This window comes from Candidatus Saganbacteria bacterium (assembly GCA_026387835.1).
GTDB lineage: Bacteria > Margulisbacteria > WOR-1 > JAKLHX01 > JAKLHX01 > JAPLKZ01.
Map to the genome: position 1 here is coordinate 120,109 of JAPLKZ010000010.1, position 26,216 is coordinate 146,324.

At 47.4% G+C, this 26,216-nt stretch carries 13 protein-coding genes; 2 read left to right on the forward strand and 11 right to left on the reverse strand.

What is annotated here, in order from left to right; all coding sequences use genetic code 11:
• Window position 1: 1 nt before the first annotated feature.
• From NTZ10_04715 to argF, 10 genes are all read right to left on the reverse strand, one after another.
• The gene (locus NTZ10_04715; GenBank protein ID MCX5749524.1) at window positions 2-1,294 is read right to left on the reverse strand and encodes a transporter; all 1,293 of its coding nucleotides are present in this window, start codon (window positions 1,292-1,294) and stop codon (window positions 2-4) included.
• A 96-nt stretch (window positions 1,295-1,390) separates the two neighbouring features.
• A complete protein-coding gene (locus NTZ10_04720; protein MCX5749525.1) occupies window positions 1,391-3,163 on the reverse strand; it encodes a hypothetical protein in 1,773 nt (590 codons plus the stop codon).
• A 150-nt stretch (window positions 3,164-3,313) separates the two neighbouring features.
• Window positions 3,314-4,333 carry a phosphodiester glycosidase family protein gene (locus tag NTZ10_04725; protein MCX5749526.1) on the reverse strand — a complete coding sequence of 340 codons (1,020 nt, stop codon included), beginning with the start codon at window positions 4,331-4,333 and terminating at the stop codon, window positions 3,314-3,316.
• Between the two features lie 66 nt (window positions 4,334-4,399).
• Window positions 4,400-5,899: a leucyl aminopeptidase gene (locus NTZ10_04730; protein MCX5749527.1), complete on the reverse strand. Its 1,500-nt coding sequence runs from the start codon at window positions 5,897-5,899 to the stop codon at window positions 4,400-4,402.
• Window positions 5,900-5,906: 7 nt separating this feature from the next.
• A complete protein-coding gene (locus NTZ10_04735; protein MCX5749528.1) occupies window positions 5,907-6,473 on the reverse strand; it encodes a LemA family protein in 567 nt (188 codons plus the stop codon).
• A 28-nt stretch (window positions 6,474-6,501) separates the two neighbouring features.
• On the reverse strand, window positions 6,502-7,404 hold the full coding sequence (locus tag NTZ10_04740) for a TPM domain-containing protein (GenBank protein MCX5749529.1): 903 nt from the start codon (window positions 7,402-7,404) through the stop codon (window positions 6,502-6,504).
• Window positions 7,397-7,813: a nucleoside-diphosphate kinase gene (ndk, locus tag NTZ10_04745; protein ID MCX5749530.1), complete on the reverse strand. Its 417-nt coding sequence runs from the start codon at window positions 7,811-7,813 to the stop codon at window positions 7,397-7,399. The genes NTZ10_04740 and ndk overlap by 8 nt, the downstream gene beginning before the upstream one ends.
• Before the next feature lie 5 nt (window positions 7,814-7,818).
• Window positions 7,819-9,201 (reverse strand): argininosuccinate lyase, encoded by a 1,383-nt coding sequence (gene argH, locus NTZ10_04750; protein MCX5749531.1) that lies wholly within the window; start codon window positions 9,199-9,201, stop codon window positions 7,819-7,821.
• Between the two features lie 3 nt (window positions 9,202-9,204).
• Window positions 9,205-10,398: an argininosuccinate synthase gene (locus NTZ10_04755; GenBank protein MCX5749532.1), complete on the reverse strand. Its 1,194-nt coding sequence runs from the start codon at window positions 10,396-10,398 to the stop codon at window positions 9,205-9,207.
• Complete coding sequence (gene argF / locus NTZ10_04760) at window positions 10,395-11,285, reverse strand: ornithine carbamoyltransferase (GenBank protein MCX5749533.1); 891 nt, start codon at window positions 11,283-11,285, stop codon at window positions 10,395-10,397. The genes NTZ10_04755 and argF overlap by 4 nt, the downstream gene beginning before the upstream one ends.
• Window positions 11,286-11,368: 83 nt before the next feature.
• Here argF and NTZ10_04765 point away from each other — a divergent pair, with 83 nt between their 5' ends.
• Window positions 11,369-11,908, forward strand: coding sequence for a hypothetical protein (locus NTZ10_04765; GenBank protein MCX5749534.1), 540 nt, complete (start codon window positions 11,369-11,371; stop codon window positions 11,906-11,908).
• 207 nt (window positions 11,909-12,115) lie between these two features.
• On the opposite strand, the gene NTZ10_04770 is transcribed toward NTZ10_04765, so the two are convergent.
• Complete coding sequence (locus NTZ10_04770; protein ID MCX5749535.1) at window positions 12,116-25,957, reverse strand: hypothetical protein; 13,842 nt, start codon at window positions 25,955-25,957, stop codon at window positions 12,116-12,118.
• On the opposite strand from NTZ10_04770, the gene NTZ10_04775 reads away from it, so the two are divergent.
• Entirely contained in the window at window positions 25,941-26,147 is a 207-nt protein-coding gene (locus NTZ10_04775; GenBank protein ID MCX5749536.1) for a hypothetical protein, read from the forward strand. The genes NTZ10_04770 and NTZ10_04775 overlap by 17 nt on opposite strands.
• Window positions 26,148-26,216: the final 69 nt, after the last annotated feature.

A 26,216-nucleotide genomic window follows, 5' to 3' on the forward strand; every position in this document is an offset into this window, starting at 1 on the left:
GTTAGAAATATCTGAAGGCCGCTATTGCAAGTCCGGCTACCGCCAATATCCATATGTATAATATCGTCCTTTTCAGGATATCCTGGACGTTGATGTTCAAATAATTCGCTATCCAGACGTTCTGCGTGTTAGTCGGGTCGCATACGCCCTGTATCTGGCCGACGCTCATCAGGGCCGCCATTATAGCTACGGGAGGCATGACATTTGAGGTGACCATGAGCCCGATAAGTCCCGCGCCCATTCCCCAGATATTCAACGGTCCCCTGTACAGTGTGAGCGGTGAAAGCACTGCAAAGAACAGGACATAATACAGCGGGCTTGAGGGAAGTATCTTTACCAGCACGGGGGAAAGAGATGACGTGACATTCGGGTTCATCACTGCATTGAGAAGCATGCCGATCCCTATTATCAAAGCGACGGCAGGGCCGACAGAGTTGATCCCTTCATATATAGATCTGCTCAGGAGATTTACGCTGTCTTTCCTGAGTGTCGTCAGGAATCCGTATAAAAGCCCGATCACCATCGCTGTTATTATTGGGAATTCATAAGGATTTGCGGGTTTTGCTAAAATATTGTAGACCGAAAAGCCAAGTACAAGGACCAGAGGTATCACGGGCGTCAGGGCCGCGTACCAGGAAACGAACTTTGGTCTTTCTTCCTCAGTTTTTTCTGTCCATCCTATCGAAGTCCCGTGCCTTTTTATTTCTATGAAAAGGAACAGCACCGTGACAACAGAAAAACACAGGCCCAGAGGTATCGCGAACCTGAATATCTGGTCCTGCGAAAGCCCCAGGACGCTTATATAAAGCTGCCAGTTGATCAGGTTGAATATCCCGCCAAGGCTCATCCCGATCAGAAAGACACAACCTGTGACTATCCTGGGCAGCCCGATCGAAAGCATTATAGGAAGCACTATCGTCGCGACCATTATCACCGAGCCAAGCCCTCCGAGGACCGAAAAAAGCACCGCCACCACCGCGGTGAGGACTATTGACACAAGAAAAGGATTGTCGCCCGATAGTTCGGCGACTTTCTTTATAAGTGTTTCCGCGATGCCGGACCTGCTCACGAACTGTGAGAGCATGGAACCGAAAATAATGACGATTATCGGTGTGCTCAGACGCGTCGCGCCGTCAGCGATCACTTTTGTCGAGACATCGGCCGGCGACAGGCCCGAGACAAAAGCTATCAGGACCGCCATCACCGGGAGTGCTATCAAGGCCGGGACTTTGTTCAGGTACATAAGGACGGCGAAAATGATGAAGATAAGGAAGATGACAGAAAAAAGTATCATGATTAGAGATTATAACATGATATATATTAAGTGTGAAGAATTCTTCAATAAAAAAGGCCGGACAAGCCGGCCTTTTAACAAAGTTAAATTATCCCATTATTTCATTATATTCGGGGTTTCTGTCTGTATGACTTCGATCGGCGACTTATCCCCTCGCTGCAATAATGCTGTTGTGAGCCCTGTTGTTGTACTTCTCACCATCGCCACATTTGGATTTGAATCCGGATTTGTCCCGTTCATAATAAGGTAAGGATACATCAGGTTCTGATAGAAAGCGGTCATCAGTGCCAGGTTACGGAAGTTTACGCCGTCCATTGTTGTCATGAAATTCGGCGCTCCGGCGAACGAGAATTTTGCCTGGTTCGGAAAGACACATGCCATCTTGAGCAGGTCTGACGTAAGCCCTGCATGCCCCTGCTCACTTGCCAGCAGGTCCTTTATTGATAAAGCCGTATCTTTGGGGTTAAAGCTTGTATCAAATACAAAAGCACCGTATGAAAGCGCTGATACAGCTCCGCCCAGAAGCCCGTCCGCCCCTGCATGCGCGAACGGCAGCATCTCCATGCCTGCTCCAAAAGCAAACATCCCGTTGCCGATCTTTCCCACGGCTTCGTCGTGCAGCTGGAACACCTGCCGTAAACCGGCTTCAAGTACCGGATGATTGCTGCACGCAAAGAAACCTGGGATATTGTATGCGCTTGTGTACAGGTACAGGTGCGCTGCAAGGTCCCTTATCGTGGTGTCTTTCCCGACAGGCCAGAATTTGTCATCAAACTCTATCATCGCCTTTGTATAGTCCGCACATGCCTCGTCGCTTGCGCTGAGCATCATCGGTACAAGGACGATCTTGCCTTTTGCCCACATATACCTTCCTCCGATGTTCGGATTCAGGTCAAGGACTACTGCCCCGTTATCGTTAGCGAACTGTTTTACTTTCCCCTTGTTCGCATATGCCACCAAATACTTAAGATGCCCTCCTTTTTTTGCAAACTCCATTGATTTCAGGGTCTCTTCCGTACCGCCCCCCCTTGATATCGCGATGAAAAGTGTATTACCGGCCATCACATGTAAAGGAAGTTTAATGAGCTGGCTTGGTTCAAACACCGAATAAAGGCTCCTCTTGCTCTTCGGATCTTTGTTTACGAGCATTGGAAGATCTTTCAGATACATGTCGTTTGCGCCAATACCGAGAACAACGATATTCTTTATTTTATTCATCGTACCGCTGCCGTATTTCTGATCCACGAGAGTATTGATATGTTTTGCGCTGTCATAAGCTTCCTGCACCGCGGCTTCCATGTTCCCGCGTATATTCCTTATATCCGGGGTCTCGGTCGCCCAGGACGGATTATCCTCAAACAGCTGAACAGGACTAGGTCTTCCTGATGGGGCAGACATATTCTGTTCAAGCAGGGCTATCACCTCATCTGCCCTTTTTGCATGGTCAGGCAATATTGCCTTTACCAGACTAAGCGTTTCAATTCCCGGATATACTGTAAGCCCCATCCCGCAGATATCATGAACAGACGCCTTGCTTATCGGTCCGAAAAGCCTGTCAAGCTGCGAAGTTCTTTCAAATTCCTCACGGAGAGTTTTTAAAACTTCTCCACCTGGAGAGGTCTCCCCTGTTTTCATCTTTAACAGAAGACCATCCAGCCGTTGGCGGCCAAGTTCCACAACAAATGAATAGAAGCCCCTCGTCTGATGTGCCGACGCATCATCAATTGCCGGTTTTGACCATTTCTCCTCTCGTAGCGCCCACACTCCTACATTCGCCATGGCATGCCTTGCGTTCTGAGTTCGTAGTCTTAATCTCAACAGTGCCGCAGGATTTGTAATAACTTCATTCATATTTATTCTTATGCCCATTTATGTTCTCCTTTGATTATATTTTTGGCACATTAATCCATCGAAAGGTTTATTGGAAAATTTCATTAAATCTCATCAATATTGATTATATCTAAAAAACGGGGTGTTTTGGATTTTAAAGTCATGATGTGCCGGTGACGCGATGACTGTTTACTGGGTCTTGTCTTGTTTAATGGCGTCTATGAGTTTCTCGATCGGGAATTTCACGGTGATCTTATTTTCTGTTGCCGTTATCTTTGCGCCTATTTGCGGCGCCTCGAATATGTTAGGGCTTTCAAACCTCATGATGAGGAACACTTTGCCGTCTTTTGCTCCTTTTACCAGGAACTTATCCTTGTTCATGACCATCGTGACTGAAGAAAGTATCTCGACCCTCTTCTCGCCCTGGAGCATTTTTTCTTTCATCGATATCAGGACGTTGGGCGCGAACTCTCTTTCCTGGACAACAAGTATGTCGGGCAGCGGGCCTGACGGGCTTGTCAGGGTCTGGCCTCGGTAATAGAGCCCGCTTGAGGAGCCGCCGTCAAGATTCATCGCGTCCTTGCAGCCGAGGTCCTTCATTACAACAGCCAGTTCCTCGAATAAAACCCCTGAATTAATAGTAACAAAAAGAAGGTTCTTATCCCATGTGACGCCTACCGCGCTTCTGTTTCTCCTCGTAAAAAGGTTGGGATCTTTAAAGCCCTCCGCCCGCGCGTCAACGATGACCCTGCCTTCTTCAAGAAGCTTAGGACCGCAGGAGATGACCGTTTTGTAGCGACCCCAGTTCATGTGGCGGTACTTTTCCACGGTGATGAATTCGATGTTATTGTCCTCTGTGATGCCCATGGCTGTACCGAGCCCCCCGAAATGGACAAGCTCACCGTTTATCACCACATCCCCTACAGGTTTATATGTCCTCTTGCAGAAGAAATTGCCGTTTATTGCCGCTACCGGGTCTTCACGGGCGACCATTTTTTCGAATGATTCCGGCGCCGCAGGGAACTGCTTGGACATGACCGGAGTCACGGTGATATGGGGATCCTTAAGGTCGACCTTGACCACATCCACGGGAAATCCCCTTACCGTAAGGTGTTCATATGTGACTGACCCTGATTGGCCAAACGATACGCCGCCTCCTAAAAGGAATAGGCACATTGCTATTATAAAGATAATATATATCGTTTTCATAGGCTTATACTAGTTAATCGATTAAACTGAAAGAAAACTTGCAGGCAGAGATATCTATTTTATGGCTTATTTAAGCAAATAATTTAATATTGTGAGCACGCCTGCCCCTGACGGTCCTTTGGCAAAATGGCGGAACTTCCTGTCAAGATCCGCTGTTCCAGCTATATCTATATGGACCCAGGGGGTGTCCTCGACAAACTTCTTGATAAATGTGGCCCCAGAGCTTGTGCTTGCTTTGCCAAGGTCTGAGGCATTTTTGATATCGGCAATATCACTTTTCAGGTATTCTTCGTATTCTTCATACAGAGGCAGTTGCCACAGCTTCTCGCCCGATGCCCCTCCCGCCGTGATCACGTCCCTGATGAAAGTCCGGTCATTGCCGAGTATGCCCGACGCCGCGTCTCCCAGCGCCACTATGCAGCCGCCGGTAAGGGTAGCTACATCCAGGATCTTCGTGACACCAAGCTTTTTTGCATAGGTGACGGCATCAGCAAGGATCATCCTGCCTTCGGCATCAGTGTTTATTATCTCGATCGTTTTTCCGGACAGTGACTTGACGACATCCCCCGGTTTTGAAGCTATGCCTCCAGGCATGTTCTCGGTAAGCGGCATTACGGCAAGGATGTTCTTTTTTATCTTGAGTTTTGACGCGGCTTCCATGGAGCAGAGCACCGCCGCAGCGCCTGCCATATCGCCTTTCATCTCATGCATCTTTTTTGCCGGTTTTAAAGAGATCCCGCCGGAATCAAAAGTTATTCCTTTCCCGATAAGTGCCAGAGACAGCGGCTTATTTTTGCCCGCTCCAAAATACTTCAGGACAACGACTTTCGGCTCTTCGCGGCTTCCTTTTGCCACCGACCACAGGGCGCCCATCCCCATCTTGAGGATCTCCTGCTTGCCGAGTATATTACACTCAAGCCCGTTTTCAGCGGCGATTTTCTGGGCCTTTTTCGCGAACACGGACGGGGTCAGCATGTTTGACGGGATGTTCACCAGGTCCCTTGTATCGTTCACAGCTTCGCATATTATCTCTGAGATAGCCGCCGCTTTCCGGAACTCTTTTACTTTCTTTTTATCGTTGTCGACTATGACCTTTTCCTCGATCTTGAAGATGTCCTCTTTTTTATCGGTCTTGTAGCCCTCAAAATCGTATTCCGACAAAAGGGACGCTTCCACCAGGGCTTTGCACGCGTCAAAAGAAACAATGCCGGGCTCTCCGGAGCCGTGGACCACAGTGACGATCTTTTTTGCTTTTATCTTTTTTGCCGTTCTTACCGCGGAAGCTGCCGCTTCCCTTATCCTGTCGAGGCCGAACCCGGCCTTCTTTCCCAGGCCGACGATAAGGACGTGCCGCGCGGAAAAACCAGCCGGCGTGTGGATCACGGTCACCGTTCCCGTTTTTCCCGTGATCTCTTTTGAAGAGATCAATTCTGATATCCGGCCTCCGAGCGCTTTATCCGCCGCGGCGGCAGCGCCCGACGGTTTTTCGACGCCCTCAAAAACATTCACGACCAGGACATCGCACTTTTGTTTTAAAAGATCCGAATTTTCTATATTAATTTTCATGGGCTATTTAGAACTTCACTTTGGGTGCCTGATCTGCCCCTTTTTGGGCTTCGAACATCGGTTTTACTTTTTCAAAACCGAACATGCCTGCGATAATATTTGTCGGGAACCTGCGTGTCGATATATTGTAGACCTGCACAGCTTCATTGTATTGGCCCCTTGCATAAGATATCCTGTTCTCCGTTCCTTCAAGACTGTCCATCAACTGCCTGAAATTCGCGTCCGCTTTCAGCGTCGGATAATTCTCGACGATCATCAAAAGTCTTGATAAAGCGCCTTCAAGACCGTTAGTCGCTTCTACTTTTTCCGACACGGTCCGCGCTCCGGCCAGTTTCGCGCGCGACTGCGCTATGCTTTTGAAGACATCCGCTTCGTGTATTTTATATCCTTTTACTGTTTCAACAAGGTTAGGTATGAGGTCTAATCTTCTCTGGTATTGCGTTTCGACCTGCGCCCAGGCAGTTGTCACTGCCACGTCCTTCGAGACCAGCCCGTTATAAGAAGTTATCACCCATAATACGGCTACCAGAAGTATTCCTGCTATCCCTATCAGCCACATTATTCCTTTTGACATCTAACTTATCCTCCTTTCGATTATCTCCCTACCATGATCTTCCTGCCCCTCCGCCTCCTGATCCTCCGCCTCCAAACCCTCCGAAAGACCCCCCGCCTCCTCCGAAACTTCCTCCGCCAAATCCGCCGCCCCAGGTACCGAACCCTCCGGAACCAAAATATCCGCCCCTGAAACCTCCTGCTCCCGAGGCCAGCCCCATTATAACACCAAAGATAAAACCCCCGACACCGGCGATTACGAGCCCGATGACGCCTCCGATCAATGCCCCGATCACGGCATTTCTGGTATTGTCTCCCATCTTTTTAGTGCTGGCAACTATGACTGAGACAACGAGCAGCACTACAAGTATGCCGAGAAATATCATCATGCTTTTCTTCTTTTTCTCTTTTAGAGGCAAGGGTTTGTAATCTTTATAAATTTTCCTTGCTACCGCTATCGTACATTTATAGAGACCTTCGCCGTAATGCTCCTGTTTAAAAGAAGGGATGATCTCTTCATCGATAAGTCTTCCGCAATAGCCGTCGGGAAGCACATCCTCAATGCCTTTTCCTGTCTCGATCTTGATGCGCCTGTCATCCTTAGACATAAGGATAAGCACGCCGTTGTCGAGGGCTTTTTTGCCAATCCCCCATTTATTGAAAAGCTCTACCGCGTAAGTATCTATATCCATCGGCTGAGTTGACTTTACCGTGACCACTACCACTTCGGCACTCGTCTTTTTTTCGAGCCTGATGAGTACCTGCCTCATCATTGCTTCGCTTGACGCGTCTATGACATCCGCATAATCGTTGACGTAGCCGACCGGTTTTGGGAATTTAAAGTCTGAGGCAGAAGAACTGGCACAAGTTAAAGCAATTATCCCCGCAAAACAAAGCAATTTGGCGGCCATTCTTACTTTTGATTTTTGACTTGTATTTTTGACTTTACCCAAAAAATATCCCTGTCTCTCTTTTTGCGCTGGCTGCTGAATCCGACCCGTGAATTGTGTTCTTGATGATCTTCCCGTCCTGCTTGTCCGGTTTAAAATCCGCCCTGATAGTGCCTTTTTCCGCTTTTTCCGGGTCTGTATTTCCCATGAGACCCCGCATGACAGATACCGCCGACTCTCCCGCCACTTTCATGACCGTTACCTTGCCGGACATGATATAGTCGACAAGACCGTTGTAAAAAGGCTTGTCTCTGTGCTCCCAATACAGGCGTTCTGCCTGTTCTTTTGTGACGTAGATATCTTTTTGTTCGGTCACCAAAAGCCCTGCTGAACTTATTCTTTTTATTATCTCGCCCGCTAAACTTCTTTCCATCCCGTCCGGTTTAACGATGACGAAGCTCTGTTCTATCATTCTGTCTATTTCTTCCTCATCTCCACTTTTGCCGCTCTTATCGCGAACTGCACCTGCCGTCTCGCAGTTCCTCCGATGATGTCCCTGCTGTTCACGCTGTTCTCGATGGTCAGGTGGTCATGGATGTCCTCGCCTATCCTGTCGCAGAACTTTTTAAGGTCCTTTTTTGACATCTGGTAAAGGTCAAGCCGGTTGTCCACGCAGTAGCGCACTATCTCGCCTGTCACTTCATGAGCTTTCCTGAAAGGCAGGCCTTTCCCTACCAGGTAATCCGCAAGGTCTGTTGCCGTGAGGCATCCTTTTTCCGTGGCTTCATGCATCTTTGCCGCGTTTATCTTTGTGGTCTTTAGCATCTCTTCCATTATTATCAGGACCGCTTTTACCGTATCGATCCCGTCAAAAAGCCTTTCCTTGTCTTCCTGCATATCGCGGTTGTAGGCGAGCGGAAGGCCCTTCATGACCGTAAGTATGGCCATGAGATCCCCGAAGACGCGTCCTGTCTTCCCTCTTGTCAGCTCCGCGACGTCCGGATTCTTTTTCTGCGGCATGATGCTTGAACCCGTCGCGTAAGAATCGGAAAGGTCCATGAACTTGAACTCGCTCGATGTCCAGAGCACTATTTCTTCCGACAGCCTTGAGAGGTGCACCATCAGGATCGAGATGCACGCGAGGAATTCGATGACAAAGTCCCTGTCAGAGACTGCGTCTATGCTGTTCCTGGAAATGGATTTGAACTTGAGGTCTTTGGCCAGTTTTTTTCTGTCTATCCTGTAACTTGTACCTGCCAGCGCGGCGGAACCAAGCGGCATGACATCCATCCTTTTAAGGCACTCCGCCAGTCTTTCCCGGTCCCTGAACAGCATTTCGTAATAGGCCATGATGTAATGCGAAAAAAGGATCGGCTGGGCCCTTTGCAGGTGCGTGTAGCCCGGCATTATCGCCCCGAGGCTTTCCTCGGCTATCTTCAAAAGCGTCTTCTGGAAATTTTTTATCAGTTCCATAATAAAGGCCGTTTCTTCTTTTAGATACATCCTCATGTCGGTCGATACCTGGTCGTTGCGGCTTCGGCCCGTGTGGATCTTTTTGCCCGCTTCGCCGATCTTCTGGGTTAGAATGGTCTCGATGTTCAGGTGGATGTCCTCATATTCTTTTTTGAACAAAGTTTTGCCGCTCTCTATTTCCTTTTCTATCTTTTTCAGGGAGGAGATTATCTGGGATGTCTCTTTTTGCTTCAGGACTTTTGCGCCTAACAGAGCTTTGGCATAAGCGATATTCAGAGCGATATCCTGTTTATAGAGGCGTCTGTCAAAATGCACCGAAGAGTTGAAATCTTCAAGCGTCATGTTTATCTCGGTCGAGAACCGTCCGGACCTTGCCGCGCTTTTCATTTTTTATCTCCCCATGCCTTTCATCTGAAGACCGAAAAGGTTGATGAATCCTTCCGCATCCTTCTGATTATAAACTTCGTCTTTTTCAAAAGTAGCAAGTGAGCGGCTGTAAAGCGACTTTTTTGCTTTTCTCCCGGCCACAGTACAGTTGCCTTTAAATAATTTTATTCGTACGGAACCCGTAACATTTTTCTGCGTGCTGTCGATAAAAGCATCAAGAGCTTTTCGCAGCGGCGAGAACCACTGCCCGTTATAAACGATCTCCGCGTATTTTTTGGATATCAGTTCTTTGTAATGCGCGGTCTCACGGTCGATCGTTATCGATTCAAGCGCCTTATGAGCCGCATAAAGAATAGTTCCTCCCGGAGTTTCGTAAACGCCCCTTGATTTTATCCCGACAAGCCTGTTCTCTACTATGTCGATCCTGCCTATTCCGTTCTTGCCGCCGATGTTGTTCAAGCTTTGTATCAGAGCGACAGCAGTTATTTTCTTTCCGTTAAGGCTGACCGGTACTCCTTTTTCAAAACCTATTTCTATATAAGTTGCTTTACTTGGCGCTTTTTCAGGTGATACCGTTAGGATGAACATGTCATCCTTCGGTTCTTTCCACGGGTCTTCAAGGATGCCGCCCTCGTAACTGATGTGCCAGAGGTTCCTGTCCATTGAATACGGTTTTGCTTTTGTCGTGGTAACAGGAATATTGTTTTCCTTGGCATAATCGATCTCATCCTGCCTTGACTTTAAATCCCACTCTCTCCACGGAGCGATTATTTTCAGTTCCGGAGCAAGCGCTTTGAATGTCAGCTCGAACCTGACCTGGTCGTTGCCTTTTCCCGTGGCGCCGTGGGCCACTGCATCGGCTTTTTCTTTTATAGCTATCTCCACTTGTTTTTTCGCGATAAGCGGCCGCGCGATGGAAGTGCCCATAAGATAATCGGCTTCATATACCGCTCCGGACTTCAGCATCGGAAAAAGAAAATCTTTCGCGAACTCTTCCTTCAGGTCCTCGATATAGATCTTCGACGCGCCTGTCTTCAGAGCTTTTTCCTTGAGACCTTTCAGCTCTTCCGCCTGCCCCACGTCCGCCGCAAAAGCGATGACCTCGCATCCGTAATTATCTTTAAGCCACTTGATCATTATCGAGGTATCAAGGCCTCCGCTGTAAGCCAGAACTATCTTGTTCACTTTTTTCTTCATTTATTTTCTCCAATCAGTTTTACTAATACAGCTTTCTGCACGTGCAGCCTGTTCTCGGCCTGGTCGAACACTATGGAGTTACTTCCGTCCATCACATCATCAGTTATCTCCATTCCCCTGTGCGCGGGCAGGCAGTGCATCACAAGCACATCCTTTTTGGCATTTTTTAAAAGAGCTTTATTGACCTGATATTTGGCAAAATCTTTCGTTCGTTTTGTTGTTTCTTTTTCCTGTCCCATAGACGCCCACACATCGGTATAAATGACATCCGCATCTTTGACCGCTTTGACAGGGTCTTTTTCGATATCCACACCCTGCATCTCATAACCTTTTGGACAGCATAAAATAAAATCCATATCGACCTTTTTACAAAGTAAAGCAAGTGATCTAGCAACATTGTTCCCGTCACCGATAAAGACCATCTTCAGTCCTTTGACATCGCCTTTCTTTTCCATGACAGTAAAGATATCCGCCAGCGCCTGGCACGGGTGCTCGGCATCGGAAAGCGCGTTTATTACGGGAACGGAAGCATATCGCGATAATTCTTCGACATTCTTATGTTCGAACGTCCTCAAAGCTATCAGGTCAACATACCTTGAAAGCGTGCGGGCCACGTCTGCATAGGACTCTCTCTTGCCCACCTGTACCATTCCGGCTGAAAGCGAGACAGCGTGGCCTCCGAGCTGGTACATGCCTACCTCGAACGATACACGTGTCCTGTTCGAAGGTTTCTCAAAGATCATTGCTATCGTGCGCTCTTCGAGCAGTTTCTTGTTCGGATATTCTTTTAACTCGCCGGTCAATTTATATATATCAATAATATCTTGAAAAGATAAATCATTAATTGAAACGAGATGCTTGCACCGAGCCTTGTCGGGATTGTTCATAATTATATTATTATAAGTTTTATTACTTGCGTTTGTCAAACTTCATTCAGTTATGATAAAATATATACAAGGAGAATATAATCATGGTCACACCTTTAGGCCAAAAACAGCCTTTTTCGGTATCAGCCGCGCCGAAAAAAACCCAGACCGTCGAAACCGACTGGAAAGGCAGGGTAAACAAGGCCGCAAAATCAGCTGTCTCAAACAACCCAAAGCTCGATCCTAAAGCGATACTTGCCGAGATCAAAAACTTGAACGGGCTTATCAGGCAGGAATACAATGCCGCCGGCAAACTGGTCACTGTTGAAGACAGCCGGCTAAATCAAGGGTCTCCTTCATATATTATTTTTCCGCCCGGAATGAAGGCGATCAGCGCCATGAAATATAACGAGGTCATGCTTATGACAAGAGCGGCGCACGTCCTCGGCGCCTTATCTTCCGCCGCCCCGGGAAAAACAGAAACTGTCACCCGGTCCAAACTCAGGCAGGCTGTCGCGGTTATCCAGGAACAGCATCAGATCAAGGTCGATGATTATGAAAAAGGCAACAAAGTGGGTTTTAACACAATTAACGCCTTCATAGAAGAACTTGAGGCCCTGATTAAGGCCGGAAGTAAACCCTGATCATACCAAGCGTATTAATTATCCTATTATCTTTTGAATAAATTCATTTATGGAAACGAGGTGCTTGCACTGAGCTTTGTCGAGGTGCTTGCACTGAGCTTTGTCGAAGTGTTTCATAGAGGTAAATGTAGCATAGAACATATCGAAAATCAAAATGGAAAATACGGAAATAATCGGTAATTATTGAGGGTAAATCAGCACGAATATTCAATATGGTTCTATGTCACCAGTGTATATATCGGCTGGCTGAAGCAACCCGTAATTTCTGGAGATCTCGGCCATTGCTTCCCTGCATTTACCGGCTTTCGACACTTCTTTGTTGATCTCATTTATTCTCGCAAACTCCGAGTAATCCGCTTTTGACCTGCAAGCTTTCACAAGAATTTTTACGATCTCATCCCGTATAGCACCGCCATTTCCTATTGCTTTGGCTATGGCGTCCGATGTCGCCTTATTTTCCAATATTATTCTTATACATTCACTTGTTGCGTTCCTTATCCTCGCGTTTTCAGCGGCGGTACCGATCCTTGAATTATGTATCCTTGAATAAAAGCCTAAAGCTATGTCATATTTGCCGCTACTAAATGCTGATTGTGCCTTTTCCCTGCAAGAAATGTATAACTGAATCTCATTCCCCAGCATTTCTTTTTTGGACGATTCGCTTTGCGCATATTCTATTTTTCTTCCAAGTTCGGCTATATTTGCATAAGCGCTCCATCTGGTATTTGACTTCGGCAACGCAGGCTGTTCCGGCTCAGCAGGAAGATAGATTTTCGATCCGAACCTGCTTTCAAGGAACCACCTGAAACCCGAGACCAGGTTTGGATTCTGCTGAAGCCAATATATCGTATATTCACCATTACCAAGTCTGAGCATCGACTGGGAAGGGACTTCTTCCGGACATTTTATATTGCACTTTATTTTCCCGGTAACTTTATCAATTTCATTTCCAAAGACATCATCTATATCCTTATCGCTGATGGAATCGGATATGCCCTGTCTATTACTTACATAGAATTCGGACAGTCTCTTTAAAAACTTTTCTCCCGTTGGCTGAAGCGAGACACGGCCGTTCTGTCCATTCTTTGTCTTCAAGAACTCATTAAATTCTTTTATGAATATTGCAGCCTCTTCTTTATTCATTCCCTTTATAAAATTATCCAAGGTAAATAATTTTTCGATCTGGAAATCGGCCGTCTTATCGATCAGCACCCTGTTTTTGGCATATGCCCCTACGGATTTCCCGATGTTATATGCTACATACAATTTGAACAGAGCCAGCTTGTCATTGACCTCGGCAATATTTACTCCCCTGATTGAGCAATACCCCTCGAACGCTTTTCTTTCGTTTTCTTTAAGCATGCCAAGATCAAAGACTGTTCCCACTATCGAATCCTGGATCTCTGCTGTCTTTTTCTGATATTCGCTCAGGTGAACTTTTCTGATATATTCCCTGAAAAGCGACGGACATTGTTCTTGTATATCGCGCTTCAGCGGGGTCGCGGGCATTCCCTGGATCAGCATGTTATTCTGGCTCCTCGCAAACGCCGCATCGTCAGCTTTAAGCATAATACTTCTGGTCATTCTCTCAACCGAGGGTAGGTTGACATAAGCACGTCTTGCGATCTGTTCAAGGACGAGGTTTTTTATCTTTTCCTTTGCATCTTCCAGTTTTATTTCGTGTCTGTCTATCCTGCCAAAAAGAAATGCTATTTCCTGAAATGCCTTTTTCTGATTGACGAATTGTTCCAGTGTTATTGAAGGATTATCTTTCCTTTGCTTTTCGAGCTGAGCGGATACTTTTTCCATAAAAGTTTTACTGTCCAAATAACCAAGTTCATAATATTTCAAAATATTTTCAGTATTTTCACAAATTGACTTAATCGTCTTCATATAGCCTATCACTTCTGCTCCCTCCACCCATGAAAGAGCTGTGGTTGAAAACAGCCATTCTCTTACCGAGTCTTTTCCTTTTCTTATATAGGCGTTCTCCTGATCTCTGTAAGCCTTGCGCATAGGAACGACCCATTCTTCATATAATTTATTCCTTTCATCAATATCAGCCGACGAGTTTCCGTTCATTGCATCGCTGATGCGTGGGGCTCCCTCGCATATGACTGTTCCTATAAGAGCACCCAAGCCGGCTGCTCTGGAACCGACCGCTACCGAAGCTTTGCCTAAGTTTAAAGCCCAAAGAGAGGCTTTTGCGCCTATTTGAACATAGAGTTTATTAGCTAAAACATGAGATGTCCCGTCAAGAACATCTCCGGTCCTCGCTGCTGCCGGCGATGTCATTGCACTGTAAAGCCACGGAGCTTTCTTCATCGTCCAGTTATACCCTACTCCGAATATTTCCATTCCTGCCATTGCTACTACATTACCACCAAATTCCGCAAGCGGCCGCGGCAACTTCTTGCTGAGCGCCCAAGTGGCAATCTTTTGTGTCAACATAAAGGAACCCAGATTACCTGCGCCCTGTACGGTCACGACTAATTTTCGATCCATGCTTGCAGATTTTATATCCCTTTGAGTATTCAGAAAGATTGCAAATGCTGTTCCCTGCCCGCCAGATAATCCGAGTAAAGCCTGCCCTACCCCTCTCTCAAGACCGAACTTGGCCCATCCGATAGTGCCCTGGATAGTTTCGTCCTCTGTCTTTGCCCACATCGTAGCGCCTTCTCCGCGAAGACCGTAGAGCAGAAAATTCTTGCCTGCGCTGACAATTATGGAAGCAAGAAATCCTGAAGCGGCGTCATGAGCGGTATTCGCTCCAACCGATGTAAGCTTCTGGCCGAAATTCCCTCCCGGTGCACCGAGGCACATCCACTGCCAGGCCCCGACCATCTCTCTGACATTATATGTCCCGTCCGAGGCTGCCGGCATTGAAAACTCCGGCACTTTAAGGCCTTTTGCTTTGTATTTTTCCGCAAGAGACTGATATACGCTTGCAAGGTATTTGTCAACAGCCTCGCTGCCGAGCAGGTTAATATCTTCCCTCACTGCCATTTTGAAGATACTGTCCATTGACATCGGAGATGATATATCTTCGATTACACTGTTCGCTTTCTTTTTTGCCTGCTCTGTTTTTTTCTGGAAATCCGGGTCCTTCGGATCCAGTTTTGCTATCTCTCCTTCAAATATCTGCGCGGAAACAGAAGATGCCAGGTCGCCGAATGTCTGGCTGAACCTTGAAAGACACGTTATCTGGAATATCGTGCTGAACACCTGTGTTCTGGCGACTTTTTCGCTTACGCCTATTTTTTTCAGTTCGGCCGCAGCCTGACTTATAACTCTTTCAAGTTCATTTGCCGCGCTCTTGTATTCCTTTGATGACGACAGGCATTTCGTCAGGCAGGCAAGGGTCCTGTTGTTCAAAGAGACTGTTATCTGTGCTCTCCCGTCTTTGCTGTTGATGACAATTGCTGTTTCGGTGAAAGGCTTCAAAAAGTCTGATTTTTGCACTTTATTATATTCAGTATCGGCAGCCCTTGCTTGTTGTAATTGAGCGTCTATTTCTGCCTCAAGCTTTTTCACGGCTTCAAGATAAGCATCTGTCTCGGGAGAAGCGCTCATCAGCTCGGCTATCGTCCTCTTGCTGATCTTTACGGAATAAGTTTTCCCGCCTTTTTCAACCGCGATATTCTCATAAAGGATGTTCTCGCGGTTTCCGGAAATTATCACAAGCGGAATATCGCTTGAACCCTGCACCTGGAGCTCGCTGATGCTCTGCGAGAGCCTGGTCCTTATGGCCTCCGGATCGAAGCCCTTTCCTTTATTTGCTTCAACGGCTGCGCTGATGATCTCGTCCAGCGCTTTCTGGCCATCGATCAGCGCCCTGGCATCCGAGACGGATATCTCCATCTTTTCGCCGTCGGCTTCTATCTCGATGATATCTCCGCTCTTGGTCAGCTTTATTGTCCCTGCGTCTGCATCTTCTGCCGTTTTTATCTCTATAACTGTAGACTTGTCTGTCAGGAACGGTTCAAGCCGACCTGAGCTTTGGGCCAGATGCAGGGAGCCGGCAAGCAGATCATTTCCTGTCAGGACGTGTCTGACGACCCTGACATATTCCCTTAACTTTGCAGCCTGTTCCCCTGATACACTGTAATCTATCCTTTCGGCGCTTTCATAATATATGTCGCTTCCCTGCGGAGTTCTTTCGATCTCCTCAAGCAGTTGCACAGGCGTCTTTGCTTTTTCATGGGAAATGACTATACCGCGTGGACGTACGCTCGAGTGACGGCCAAGGTAATCCTCGGCTATCTGTGCGGCTTCATGAGGATCCATTCCCTGAATTACCATAAATCTAAAGTGTATCTCGGTAAGTTCATGGGTGAAGGCATCGGAGATCCTGAGGCTGCTGTTAATTGTCAGAGTGCCATTCGCGTCAAGTTTGACAGCTGATTCCCTTACGAATACTGTATCCCCAGCAAATGCCGCGTCACCGGATATGTCCGCATCAGTAAATACCTTGTCAGGAACAACTACTACTTTATTGATCGTCTTGAGAGCGCGTGGGTTTATCATCCCCTGGCCCATTTCAAAGAATAGCTTGGACAACGCGGGAATTTCTTTTCCGGAAGAAGCCGCTCTGATCAGGACATCGATCTGGCTGGGAGCTAAATTACCTGATTGAGCTCCTGCAACTACTGGTGCTGCGGTCGGTGCCGGCACAGGAGAGGCTGCACTGGTGTCTGCCGTTGCAGTAACGCTTGGCGCTTTCCACGCGCCTACAAAGCTTTTCGCTCCTACTGATTTGCTTATGGCATACAGCATCCTTTTTGCTGCGTTTATCCTGTTGTCCCTGCCTATGGCTGTCGCTTCCTGCTGGAGCCGCATTTCTATATTTTCGTCTTCCTTTATAAGCCCCGTGCGGAACCTTTCTACCAGTCCGAGCTGTTCATTACCAAGCTGCCTGTTAGCGGCACTGAAGACCTCTACTATGATATTTTCCCAGCTGTTCTCAATGTTAAAGCGCATGCCCTGCTGTTCCACTTCGAAACGCAGGCTTCCTGACGGCTTATGAGAACTCGAATATTTTGCCTTGCCGGAAGTCCCGGCCAGAAAACCGTCCACCATTGTCTGCAAGCGTCCTTTTATTTCTGTTATTGACAGATTTTCTTTTGTTCCGGGATCAAGCGCTCTTGTCACTTCCTCTTCTTTTATCCCCAAAAGCCATGCAAGGTCTTTGCTCAGTTTTGCCAGAGCATCTCTATTGAGAGGTTTGTTCCCGTCAGCGTGCCTTTCTATCACCGCTTCCACGCCTGCCATAATGAACTTTTTCGCACATTCTATTATGTTGAGACTTCTGTTCGGCACAACACCGACACCGTCCCGCGTAACGAACAATTCATCCGAGATCCCGCGATAGTGATCTTCAATTCCCTGAAAATATTTCCTGATTATCAGTCCTTCTTCAGCCTTTGCACAGGCCTGTTTTGCCTGTTCTGTCCTGAGATCATTCTGTATAATCCTCCTTGCTGTAGCCATATCTCTGCGTGAGACTGCAACCTTTAGTTCGTCGTACATATTTGGTTCATTGGAACTTGCGGAGCTTGGCATCACACTTAAAGTTGCTTTGATGTTCGGATCATCAATAGAATATATCGGGACCACTTCTACGCTGTCTATGAACCTCCCGCCGCGCTCTCTCAACTGAATGAATGCCCACTCGTTACCGGCCGGCGAAATAGGGATCACCATGATCCCTCTTCTGACAGCCTCGGAACCCGGAGCACCTTTCACCCTGATATCGTCCGCGCGGGCGAAAGAGCCTATCGTTATTCCCGGGGTCCCTGCATGAGCGATCGCAGCGTTCCTTGCGTTCTTTCCGGACCTGATCTCATGGTCGCACAGTTCCACTCTTCCCTTTATCGCGGCTTTCTGCTGAGGAGACAGCCCGGCTTCTATCGCATCAGTTATCTTTCTTCCTCTTTCGGAATCTCCGGCTGTTTGTATCAATATCGGTCTTGGGGCATGCCCCTTGCTTATTGCATAATCAATTTCTGCCTGTATCCTGGTAACGATTTCATTTATCTGAGTATCTTGATCGATAACTATATTCGGATCATGCCGGACGATCAGGCTCGGGATCAGCGGCAGATCCCTGCCGCTATTTTGCAGTGCCATCCCTCTCATCTTATCTGCAATATCACCCAGCAGACTGTAATAACCTGTTTCATTCCCGACTGTTTCACCGCCTTCAGCATTTCTGGTCACAACCCTGCCGTCACGCATCTGGATACAGACCCTTACAGGCACGCATTCCTGATCAGCCGTGCCTCCCGGCAGTTTAAAGAACAGTGTCTCAAGCCTCACATCACCTGTTGTTGCAGCCCCGCTCGTTCTTGCATCAAATATAGCCTGCAAAGCTCTCCTGCATCCGTCTGCATCCTGTCCCGCGTAATCCCATTCGGAAACGTTCCTGCTCAGCTCGACAACTTCAATACCAAGCCTTTCAAAGAAAGCCCTGACCTCCGGAACCGTGAGGGTGCCTGACATGAATACCTTCAACCCCCGGAAGGAAAGCAAGAATTGCTGAGGTGTCTGCGACTGTATTGCCGTTAGTTCCTGCCTGATGGGGAATCCGCACATTGCCTCAAGCGCCTGATGGAGGCCTTCGTTAAACCTGTTGTCAACCATTATCTTCGAAACATTTTCATCGACAACATAAACTTGTCTTTTAACACGGTCCACATATACTTTTTTGTCATCGATAGTTTTTTGGGCTTTCATGCAATTTATGACCATATCCACTGTGCCCGGTTTGTTTGCCAATTCGCTGAATTGTTTATTGGCCATTAAAAGTGCTTCTATATTTGGCCTGTCGCTTTCTCCAATTCCTCTTGACATAACATATTTTGCTGCTTTGGCTGCTTTTCTCCATTGTTTTGCATTGGCTACTTCACTTCCGTCCCCGCCTCCGGAAAGGATGAGAGGCGTCTTGCTCATGTCTATCATAAAATATTCGCCTTCATCCGCTGTATAGCTGCGCTGAAAATCGACAAATGCGGCTTCCGCGGGCGGCATCGTCCTGCTTATCAGGTCAACCACCATGAAATCGTACAAAGAGCCGTAAACGACCGGCGATGAAAGTTCCGTCCTCAGCCTCGCCTGTGAAGATTTCGAATCCACCACGCCCACCTTTGGCACGCCCATCACCTCATAACATTCCCTGAAACACTCGGCATCGCGCTCGGCAAAGATATGGTCTGTCGTGAAAGAATAACTCATACCCTTGTCCGCCCGCCACCTGTTTATGTTCACGCCAAAGCATATAGCCGATTTTCCTCCGCCGCATTCTTTATTGAACGAATACCCGAGATAACCTCTCGCGACCGCTTCCATCTGTGGGAATGTAAAGCGCAGGTGGTTATATTTGTATTCCACTTTCTTGGTGCCGGGGATCGTTCCGGGGACTTCATCCGCGCTTTTACCGAACAAATAGACCGAGATCCTGGTCAAAGCCAGTAGTTTTGTCCTCGCTTCAAAACTACTAAAATCACCGTGAAATCCTTCCATTTGTTCATTGAACAGTTTTTGATATCCTTCTTTTGCTCCTTTGATATTTCCGCTGTCGACCAATTCTCTTAATCTTTCTGTCTCAGCAGTGATCGTACGCTCATTGCATACTCTCATAGCATCTTCGACCATCTTTTGGACTGCTTGTTCCTGTGTCGTCACTCCGGCCGGCAAAACGAGTTCGACATGTCTTCCGATATCAATTCCCAGGTCTTGAGCTATTTCGCTTAAGTTTTGGCCGCTCACAAATTTTATGTGGTCCGCTAAATCAACGATTGCTCCTCTTAAAGTCGCAACTTGCTCAGGTGCTGATATTACCTTTCTGTCAATTATCAATCTTTCCCGCCCTATCTTTATCCTTAATAGTTTTGCGCCCGAATTAGTTATATATGGGCTCATCGCAATCTCATTACCATCAACGATCTCTATCCTCCCTATCGGCAAAGTTTCGATAGACCTGTCAATACGAATAGTCTGTGTAGGTCCGCTTTCAAATATTTCCTCGACCGCGTCTCTGAATATCTCGCATCTCTTATCCCCTTCTATCACCGAGATCGGCTCATCCTGCCTTTTCACAAATCTGACAGCTCTTGCGGTCCGGGTGCTGTCCGGAAGGCTTTCGAATACAAATGTGCCGCTTCCGTTAAGATGTTCAGGGAATTTTGCGCGGTAATCAGGCTGATAAGAACCGCGGATCGCCCTTCTCGTTACTGCAGACGGGCTTACACCGAGATCTGCGGCTGTCTGTCTTTTTTGATCGCCGACAAAAATAAAATCTTGAGGGTGTTCGGCTGCTTTTACCGCTCTTCCTACCCTGTCAGCTAAACAGCTGATGAAATATAAAGAGACGACCCTGTATGAAAATCTTCCTGTTTCGTACGCAGTTCTGCCCCCTGCCATTACCGCCGTCCTTAGGGCAGGGTGATCATTCAAATACTTCCTGACAGGGCCTATTTTGGTGGGGTCTCCGGAATAAGAATTCTTTACCCATTCTGCGCCTCTGACTAAACAATCTTCAATCGTGATATGTACCCAGTCAAGCCCCTTCCCTATTTTCCCGTCCCTTCCTACACGGTCCATAGTCCATTCGGCGCCGCTGCCTAAAACTCTGAATACTGTTCTTGTACCAAGAGGCAGAGTCTTATGGGACATATACGGCATACCGCGCGCTCTTCTAGTGACATAATCCGCCCCCCGCAGGGCAGAATAACTTGCCGCCATTGTCTGGAGCATCCAGAACACTGATTTTCCTATTAATTTGTCCCAGTCGTCTTCAGTTTTCCAGAGATCGTTAATTTTTGAAAGTCCCAAGCGCGGGTCTATTCCGTATCTTACAAATGCTTTAGTCATGCTTGCAAGCTGGTAAAGCAGGCCGTCTTCATATCCCGTCCCTTCGGTCCCGAAGAAAATATTGTCTGCCGCTGACCAGTTGCCTGTTGTTTCGCCTTTGATTATTGCTTCGGACCACGATTTCATCTTCCCGCCGACATTTCCGATCTGCCAGCCGATCGCAGCCGGCATCGTCTGCCACGGCAGAGCCTCTTCAACCATGTTGAACAAAAATGGAACGCCGCTGAATGTCTTTAGCGGTGTCGCCCATGTGCCGTCGAATACAGGGTTCATCCTGTGCTCCGGAGTGCATTCCCCGTACATATTTAATTCGACCATCTGAGGTATTTTCTGGGTACCGTTTATTCCGAAAGTCTCCCTCAGCCCGCGCTGGAGGTAATGCTGGACGTTGGCGAGGTCAAAGCTTGCTTCCGGAACTCCGGACGTCCTCTCGAACAGGTCGAGCACCGTGAAAGCGTCAAGCAGGGCGCCGGAAAAAGCTTTTTCAGCTTCGCTCTTTGCGGCCTCCGGATTAGAGATATCCGAGGCATCTTCCGCTTTGAAACGGTCTACTGGACTGATCCATTCCCATTTTTGCGCCTTATCATCAAACCTTAAATTATAAAGTCTCTTGCTTGCGGCGGACGGCCACATCGATCTGTTATTATTTAATCTGTCAAGAACAAGGTTCAGGTTAGTTACTGTTCGTCCGATATCCTGCACGTCCACCTGGTTGAACCTTGCTATGCCTTTTTGATCACCTTCGAACGGCCTGAAATCAGATATCATCTGCTTTTTTTGGCTTTCGGAAAACCTGTAGTTAAAGAATTTTACATAAAACCCTATTGATGTCTTTGGATTAGCCTGCGTCATCGCGCCCATCGTTGCAAATATCCTTTGCCAGACGATATTCTTCGCGGACATCAGATTTTCTCCGGATACTGGCGCATTTGCCTTAAATTTTGTTGTGTCGGTATCCGCGGCATTTGCGCCCATTGATGTCAGCGCTATAGGCAAGCCGCCTGTCATTATTAAAGACGATGATATTAATGTGAGCCAGTTGAGGTCCGACGAAGAGACGGGTATTGCGAACATCATCCTTATCAGGAGCATCTTTGCTATCGTCGTGTCGCGGTTTTCTACCGGAAGCACCGTCAGAGTCGTCCAGCCGCCGTCCCTCTGGATCGTCTTTAAGATGAACTTTTCGATATCTTCAAACGTTTTCAGCCCCGTTGCTTCGGCAATATAATCCGAGATGGACTTTTCATATTTCGGCTTGCCCTGCTCGTCATAGACGACCATGTTTTGACCGAAAACATATTTCATTATATTTTCCGAGGTCTTTATCCTGCTGATGGCAGGGCTCAGCGACAGGAAGAAATTTTCATCGATCCTCGTATCCATCATCGGTGAAAGCTTCTTTGAAAGTTCTCTCCTCAGACTGCCGAGTTCCCTGTTAAGCGAAATTAATTCGGTATAATCATCCGGATATTCTTTTTTCCAGTCTTCCAGTTCCTTTTTCTTTGCACCTTTGGTTTTTTCGTTCAGGAACGAGTTAATATTTGCCTCGATCGTTTTTATCTTCTGCATCGTAACGTCGATCTCACCCTGGAGCTCACCGATCTTTTTGACCGCGGCTGGCTGAAGAGAGGCTTTTAACAGCATCACCTGCAGCCAGGCTTTTTCCCCGCTTATCCTCTGTCTCGGCACTGTCACCAGGGACCTAGTATCCTGGTTCCATACGCGCAGCATCACGCTTGCAGTCTTTGATAACCAGGAATCACCTCCCACCACTTCTCCCGGGATATCGGCGACAAGATCGACCTGGTCAAGCTGCCAGCATATCCTGTTCACTGTTTCCGCATATTTTCTGATGTTTTCAGGCAGGTCGTTCAGCCTTGTAGTCCTGAGGACTTCTCCGGATTCTTTCAGCCATTTTGCAAGCGCCATCAGTCCGTCTTTGTCTTCATCATTGTTTATCCCGCCCTGCACGGGGATAAAATAGCCTTCCATCTGGCCTCTTTTAATCACCGCGTCTGCATCGCTAAGCTCTTTAGGGCAAAGTTCCCTTGTGCCGACATAAAGATTTGCCAGCGCTTTTAAAGTTTTTAACTCCTTTAGAGTTGAACCGTTTAAAAGCATGATGTTTTCCGCTATCCTTTCGAATTTTTTCCGGTCGCTAGGATCTTTCAGAAATTGTGCCAGTTCGTCGAGGAATTGCTTCAGCTCGCCCTCGTCTTTTGGCGTGGCTTTTACAAGTTCTGTTTTCAATAATTCTGCCAGCCTCTTCCTTAATTTCCCGATATCATCTATATCCTGCAGGGTCAGGAACGTTTCCTGCCCGGGATTCACCAGACATGTAAATAATTTGCCCAGAAGTTTATTTTCTTCGGCTGTCAGGCTTATCTCGTGTTTTTCTTTTACGACAAAAGAAAGAGAGGCTATAAAATCGTCAAAGTTGCTTACAGGCAGTGCCGATGATAAGTATATTCGGCCTTTCCTGTCGAGAAGGACGGCCAAGGCCGTGACGTCAGAAAAAGTCATGTAATTTTCTTTTGGTGATGAAATATTTCTGCATCCGGCGCCTATCATCATAGCCTTGGCAAGCGAGTAAGGCGCTTTCTGTCCGAAGACGTTTAGGTCTACTTTTTCGTTTTCATTTGTCGGCTTTATTTTCGGTCTATCCGAGATCTCTTTCGGGGACGCTTCCTGGGCTTGGGTCGGTTTGTTTATTGTCGTGAACATTTTTCCGTCAAGTGTGACTGAACCTGCGCTCACATAGGTCTGCCTTGTCTTGGGATCGCCCTGGTCCATGAAATACACTCTGGCGGCGGCCCCTGCCAGTGATCCGGAGAATTTCTTTTTCAGTTCCTGCTGGTCAGGATCGAATTTTGTCTTTTCTTCTTCATTTTCGGTGATCCCGGAAGCCTTTATCCACGCGGCTGTCCTGTTCTCTTTTACGACAAGGCCGGCGGTAGCCAGAGCCCTGTTAATTTCCGAAATGCTGAAAGCTGCGAACTTCAGTGCTTCTCTTTTTTCCGGCTTCTCGTTTTTTTCGGCCTTCTCTGTAGCTTTAAAGAACTGCTGCGCAGCGATAAAGAAAGCCTCGCGTTCTTCGGCAGTCGCGTTATTCAGCCAGCCCAGAAAGGATGTTATCTTGTCTATTTCTTCTTTTGTCGGTTTGTATTTCAGAATCAGTGTGATCAGCTGCTTTTCCATGTCCGTAAATTTTGGTTTGGCTTCTTTTTGTCCGTAAAAAGTGCCTGTCAGGGGGGTAAGGATCCTGAGTATCTTTTCGCCCTTGTCCTTTTCGCCTTTCAGGGCGTTCTGCAGGCACAGCACATACGCCGCAGCCTGCTGATCGACAAGCGCGTCCCTGTATCTCGTCTGGTCTTTTGCGGTGGAAGACATCACCCTTCCGAATGATTCGTTGAGCAGCAGGTCTTCGGCCGTTATTTTTGTTGCTTTTGCCCCTTTTGACCTGAACGCGATCGTATTAAGCAGCATCACCAGGTTCTGGTCGGCTTTCCCCTTTTCATAGTTCTTGTATCCGTAGTGTTTTTCAAGGACATCCTGGATCGTTTCGATTTCTTTCAGCGTAGCAGGCACAAGCGAGTGTGTCCTGTCCCTTTTGAGCACGATGATATTTTCTATCCTGCCAGTCTCTGACGGGTCGTCAAGGTTCACGGGATAGTAGAATTCAAACCTGAAACCGTCAAGGATCGTCTTGGTGCCTGTGATAAAATCGCCCTCTTCGAGCTGCGGTATCTGTCCGAGCTGTCTTGGAGTGCTCAGTTTCTCCAGCCTTTGTCTTTCCTGATCCCATTTAGAATGGACCTCATCGATCGCTGATGTGATCCTGTCAGAGTCCTTTTCACCGGGACAAAATACCTGATGGAATGTGTCAAGTGCCTGAAGCGTCGGTTTATCAAGCTTGTTCTCGTCCTGATTCACGTCAGAAGTGAATATCGCCTTGACCCTGAAATCTTTTTTCGCCGGATCGGGAAGCAGGCCCATGGGAGAAGATGCCAGCATCAGGCTGTCTTCCATGAAACCCATCTGAGAAAGAGTCTTTTTCTTGTCCTCGCTGAAATGCGTACCCCTTGCGAAAGGAAGCCCCGGTCTGTCCTCCGGTGTCTTTTCTGGTTTTTCAGATTGTACATGTATATTCAACCTTCCTATGCCCGAAGCTGTCCAGCTGCCGCTGTCGTCTTCTTTGATCCCTAATTCTTCACTGTATTTTTGAAGGATCAGGGTCACAGTCCTTTCGGCTTCTTCTTCTGAAGAACCCTTAGGGATAAGCAATGTTATGCTGAACGACCTGTCAGGACCGCTCTTTGTCCTTCTTGCTTCGGCAAGGGCCGTCTTAATGGATTTTAAAAATTCACCTTCCCTGACATGTGTATCTATTTCAGTCCCGAATGACGCCGACTGGTCTTTCCATGGCATGATATTGAGCTCTTTTTCGACCGCCGCCATCTCTTCTTCTGTCAGGCAGTCCATAACAGCCTGCACCTGGATGTTCCTGAACTGTTCCGCGAGCATTTTTATCCCGTCCTCGTTGAGCGGTATGCCGCCGAACGCCGTTATCTGGGCTTTTATCTGCTCCGCAGTTGAAGTTATTGTTATTTGTGAAGGATCAAGTATGAATTCATTTACGGTAAGCCTGCTTCCTTCCCCTATTTTCTGGCTGAGAATATCCATTTTCAGCATCGAGAAATATCGTTTTCCTGCATTCGTCTTCAGGTATTTTTCGATCAGCTCTTTTGTCCTGGGGCATTCTTCAGCCTTTTTCTGCTTTTCTCTGACATTGTTTAACCCGTCAAACAGCTTGCTTGAATACTCGCCGTATTTTTTCTGGTATTCCTCTATCCTGGCCTGGTTTTCGCTGACCCAGCTCCATTGTTCGACCGGGTTCCCGGCAAATAAAATAGATCTCAGGTTCGCGTCCCTTATTCTTTTCGAGTCCTGTTTCTTAGTCCCGGATATTTGTTCATCCGCGAATTTTTTCAGTCTTTCGGACGCATAATCACGGACAGCTTTCGTAACCGCCTCGGAGAAGGCATCCTTTGTCGCCACTTTTGCCTGGTCGGTGTTTATCTCGCCGAGCATCGTTAGCAGTTCATCGGCTCCCGGTATATCTTTTTCCTCGCCTTTAAATGTCGTCGCCCCGAGCTTTTTCATGATCTGGGCAAGCATCCATCTGGCACCTCTTGCCGCTGCATCTTCTTTTTTGACGGCCTCAAAGTCCCTTGATACGATCAGCTGCGCAGCTTTGTTCTTTGCCGCTTCATCTGAAAATATTTCTTTCGGGGCTGTCTTGCAGATGTCGGCCAGCAGCGCTCTTTCCCCGGATATCTCACTTGACCTCTGCAGGCCGGCTTTGTAGCTTTTTATTTCCGACAGGGCTTTTTTTATCGCCTGGGGAAGTTCCTGAGGTTTTACAGTATTCTGGGTT